The 4,124-nt window shown below is 65.8% G+C and carries 6 protein-coding genes; 5 read left to right on the top strand and 1 reads right to left on the bottom strand.

Annotated elements, in window-relative coordinates:
• Positions 1–54: 54 nt before the first annotated feature.
• Positions 55–306 (top strand): YgiT-type zinc finger protein, encoded by a 252-nt coding sequence (locus ACE3UY_RS12085; RefSeq protein WP_374687770.1) that lies wholly within the window; start codon positions 55–57, stop codon positions 304–306.
• Positions 307–450: 144 nt separating this feature from the next.
• On the opposite strand, the gene ACE3UY_RS12080 is transcribed toward ACE3UY_RS12085, so the two are convergent.
• Positions 451–1,497: a lipoate--protein ligase gene (locus ACE3UY_RS12080; RefSeq protein ID WP_374687769.1), complete on the bottom strand. Its 1,047-nt coding sequence runs from the start codon at positions 1,495–1,497 to the stop codon at positions 451–453.
• A 355-nt stretch (positions 1,498–1,852) separates the two neighbouring features.
• Here ACE3UY_RS12080 and ACE3UY_RS12075 point away from each other — a divergent pair, with 355 nt between their 5' ends.
• From ACE3UY_RS12075 to ACE3UY_RS12060, 4 genes are all read left to right on the top strand, one after another.
• Complete coding sequence (locus ACE3UY_RS12075; RefSeq protein WP_374687768.1) at positions 1,853–2,506, top strand: CBS domain-containing protein; 654 nt, start codon at positions 1,853–1,855, stop codon at positions 2,504–2,506.
• Between the two features lie 108 nt (positions 2,507–2,614).
• The gene (locus ACE3UY_RS12070) at positions 2,615–2,833 is read left to right on the top strand and encodes a DNA-binding protein (protein WP_374687767.1); all 219 of its coding nucleotides are present in this window, start codon (positions 2,615–2,617) and stop codon (positions 2,831–2,833) included.
• 10 nt (positions 2,834–2,843) lie between these two features.
• Positions 2,844–3,836 (top strand): hypothetical protein, encoded by a 993-nt coding sequence (locus ACE3UY_RS12065; protein ID WP_374687766.1) that lies wholly within the window; start codon positions 2,844–2,846, stop codon positions 3,834–3,836.
• On the top strand, positions 3,796–4,124 hold a 329-nt coding region (locus ACE3UY_RS12060), incomplete at its 3' end, for a protein tyrosine phosphatase family protein (RefSeq protein ID WP_374687765.1). The genes ACE3UY_RS12065 and ACE3UY_RS12060, both read left to right, overlap by 41 nt.

Raw genomic sequence — 4,124 nt, 5'->3', positions numbered from 1 at the left:
TAATACATCATACATCCCAAGTTTTTCGATCCCTGGACGAGGGCAACCGACTAGATGGACACACAAAACAAGTGCTACTACTGCGGTGGAGAAGAGTTTGTTGAGCGGCGCATTGAGTATATCTATAGCCGTGGAAAGAAGAGCCTCCTGGTGCCCGATATGCCGGTGGACGTTTGCCTCAGTTGCGGCATGGTCTTCTATCACGGCGACGCGCTACTGAGAGTGGAGGAGCGCTTCAAGGGCATCTACGAACATGATGAAGCGCCTGACCGGTACGCCACGCTTCCGGTCATGGACTATGCTTAACGAAGAATCCACAGATTACGCAGAGTTTAAGAAGCTCACGCAAAGGGCGCAAAGAAGAAAGGTTCTTCGCTTTGCGTCCTTTGATTGCCTGGCGTTCTTTGCGTGAGCTTCTTAAGACCTGCGAAGTCTGCGGATTCTTGCCTCTTAGATCAGCACCGACATGAGTTCGTCGGCGCTAACGTTGACGAAGTAGTCGGCGATGTCGAAGCCGGCCAGCCGGCCGCGCAACGCCGCTTCCTGGTGCGCCGCGCCGACGAGGGCGGCCTCGATGTCGGCCGGGTCGAGCCGGTTGAAGTAGTCGCCGAAGATGCGCGCTCCGGCGATTGTCCCGTTGACCACGTCGAGGGCCACCTCGATCTGGCCGCCGGCCGTGCGCGTGGCCTTGCGGTAGTTGTAGCGCGGCGAGTGGCCGAAGTTCCATTCCCAGGTGGCGTACTTCTCGTCGCGCAGCCGCTCGATGGCCCGCACGTCGGCCGGGGTGAAGGTGTAAGGCTCCGCGCCGGGGGTGGCCTCCATGACGTGCGCCATGACCCGGTCGCGGAATTCCAGCACGGTCATCGGCTGCGGCAGGTGCTCGCTGATGTTGGTCACGCGGCTGCGGACGGATTTGACGGCCTTGTCGGCGAACTTGCTGGGGTCAACGCGCAGCGCGGCGCTGAGGTCGGACATGCGGCCGGAGAAGAGCAGCGTGCCGTGGTGGAGGACGCGCTCGCCGCGCACGTACTGGGCGTTGCCGGAGAACTTGCGGCCGTCGATGGTCAGGTCGTTGCGCCCTTCGAAGCGGGCGTCCACGCCCAGCGCTTGCAGCACGTCCAGGATGGGCTGGGTAAAGCGCCGGAAGTCCAGCCGGCTAGGGGAGCCGTCGCCGTTCGCGCCGCTCGTGCCATTGGCGCCGTGGGCACTGCCGTAGGCGCTGCTGTGGGCGCTGCCGCCGGCGATGAAGGTGAAGTTGAGATTGCCCAGGTCGTGGAAGACCGCGCCGCCGCCGGACAGCCGGCGGACGACCTTGATGCCGTTCTCGCGCACGTAGTCGGCGTTGATCTCGGCCAGGGTGTTCTGGTGGCGGCCGACGATGATGGCCGGGGCGTTGCGCCACAACATGAAGCAGTCGCGGTCGAACTGCTCCATGACGTACTCCTCGGCGGCCAGGTTGAAGTAGGGATCGGTTTCGTGTCGGGTGATGCAAAGCATAATGTTCTCAATCGTGATGAATTTCACAAGCGCTGAAGTATAGCAGCTAACGGCCGATTCGTCAGACCCGTGGAGTCCTCATCCAGAGCAATCGCCTGGTCGGCCGCCGCGGGTTGAAACGCCGCGGCTGATAGGCCAACGGGTTTCAACCGGTGGCGCTCTGTGGGGATAAGCGTGTTGCGGTCATATCTCCCTTTATGCTACAGTATCGGCGCTGTGACCAGAGAAGGAGCGGTTTCGTTACCAACAATCCTGCCCGTCATCGCGGAGCAATAGCCCGCTCTCATCCATTGAGGGGTAGCGGGAATTGCGGATACAATAGTCCTATCACACCCACAACAACCCGGAGGTTGCCATGCTCGTTCGTGAACTGATGACCCGCCAGCCCGTGACCGTCGCGTCCGATGCGTCGGTGCCCGACGCCCTGCGCCTGATGCGCGAGAAGCAGGTGCGCCGTCTGCCCGTGCTCGACCGGCACGGCGCGCTCGTCGGCATCGTCTCCGACAAAGACCTGCTCCTCGCTTCCCCTTCGCCGGCCACGTCGCTGGCCGTCTGGGAGATCACCGAGCTGCTGAGCAAGCTCAAGGTGGAGAAGGTGATGACCCGCCGCGTGATCACGGTGCACGAGGAGACGCCGCTGGAAGAGGCGGCGCGCATCATGGCCGACAACAAGATCGGCGGCCTGCCGGTCATGCGCGACGATAAACTGGTCGGCATCATCACCGAGACGGACTTGTTCAAGAGCCTGCTGACGCTGCTGGGCGGCCGGCGGCCGGGCATCCGCGTGACGGTCTCGCTGCCCACGGCCAAGGGCACGCTGGCCAAGATCACCAACGCCATCTTCAACGCCGGCGGCGACATCTGGGGCCTGGGGCTGGGCGAGGTGCAGGGGCCGAATGGCGACCAGTGGGAGTTGATGTTCAAGGTGCAGGACGTGCCCAAGGATAAGCTGGTGGAGGCGCTGCGGCCGGTGGTGAATGAGATTCTGGACGTGCGCGAGATTGCGTAAGAGGAAAGAATCCGCAGATTACGCAGATCTGGCAGATTTGGGAGCGGTTGTTGGTGGTTGGTTGCTATTGACCAGCAACCAACCACCAACAACTAATCACGAAACGACATGACAACGATTCAACAGGATGATCGGCCGGCGGACGAGTGGCCGAAGGGGATAGGCGCGCCGGCCCAGCGCACGCTGGCCGCGGCCGGCTACCACCGGCTGGAGCAGTTGGATGGGGTCAGCGCGAAGGCGCTGCTGAAGCTGCACGGCATGGGGCCGAAGGCGATCCGCGTGCTGCGCGAGGCGCTGGCGGCGCGGGGGTTGGCCTTTGCCGACTAGACCTGACAGGTTGGCGGACAGGCGTCGGGCGCTGCCGGAGGCGGCGGCCATCTCGCTCCTGGTGCTCGGCCTGTTCTATTACTGGTTTGGCGTGGCCGACCGCTACGTCATCTTTCTCTATGGGCACGTGGCCGAAGGGTTGCCGCCGGCCGAGCCGTTCGCGGGCCACACGGCCAGCCGCTACTGGATGGCCGGGCTGGTGGCGGCGGGGCTGGTGCTGTTGCTCTACGCCGCCGCGAACTGGCTGCTGGGGCTGCTGGCGGCGCGACGCGCATCTGAGGATGCGCACTCTGTAGGGGCGATGCGGCGGGCGGCGTACGCGCCGGCGGAGTGGCGGCGGGTGTGGCTGCTGTGCGCCGTGGCGCTGGGGGTCGGCATCCCGGCCATCACGCTGACAGTCAACGCGCCCACGCTGCCGCCCATGCTGGCCGCGGCCTGCACGGTCGCGACGCTGGCCGGGCTGGCGGTGGCGCTGCTGCCGGGGCGCTGGGCGGCCGAGCGGCCGGGCGATCTGCTGTGGCTGGCGGCTGAGGGCGTGGGGCTGATGCCGGCTCTGTTGCTGTTGCGGACGGTGGAGTTGCCGGGGCAGGGGCTGTCGGTCAGCCCCACGACGGTGTGGCTGGTCGCCCTGGGCGGGCTGGCGGCCGGGGCGGTGTGGCTGCTGGGGGTGGGCGCGCTGCGCCGCCGGCGGGGGCGGGCGTCGCCGGGGGCGCTGGCGCTGTTCCTGGCCGGCGTGGGGCTGAGCTATCTGCTGGGGCCGCTGGCCCACTACCTGCTGGGCACGCCGCCCGGCTACCGGTACATCACCACGGCGGGCAACTTCTTCGCGGCCAATCCGGCGGTGCAGCTGGCGGCGCTGGCGGTGGCGGCGGGGCTGGCGGTTGTGGCGCGGGATGGTATCCCGCGTTGGCCGGGGCGAAGAGGCGGGATACTATCCCGCGCTACAACGACAGGAGTAAGGGATGAGCACGGAAGGGATTTTCAACTACGTGAAGGTGAATGACCGGCTGAGCACGGCCGGCCAGCCGACCGAGGAGCAGTTGCGCGACCTGGCCGCGGACGGGTTCACGGCCATCATCAACCTGGTTCCGGTGAACCCGCCCTATACACCGGCCGATGAGGCCGGGCTGGCGCGGGAGCTGGGTATGGCCTATCACTACATCCCGGTGGACTGGAACAACCCCACCGACGAGGACTTCGCCGCCTTCGAACGGGCCATGGCGGCGGCGGCCGGCGACAAGACGCTCATCCACTGCGCCGCCAACTTTCGGGTGACGGCGTTCTATGCGCT

Origin of the sequence: Promineifilum sp. (SeqCode) (assembly GCF_041918635.1) — a bacterium.
Classification (GTDB): Bacteria; Chloroflexota; Anaerolineae; order Promineifilales; family Promineifilaceae; genus Promineifilum.
This window is presented reverse-complemented; position numbering and strand designations above follow the sequence as displayed.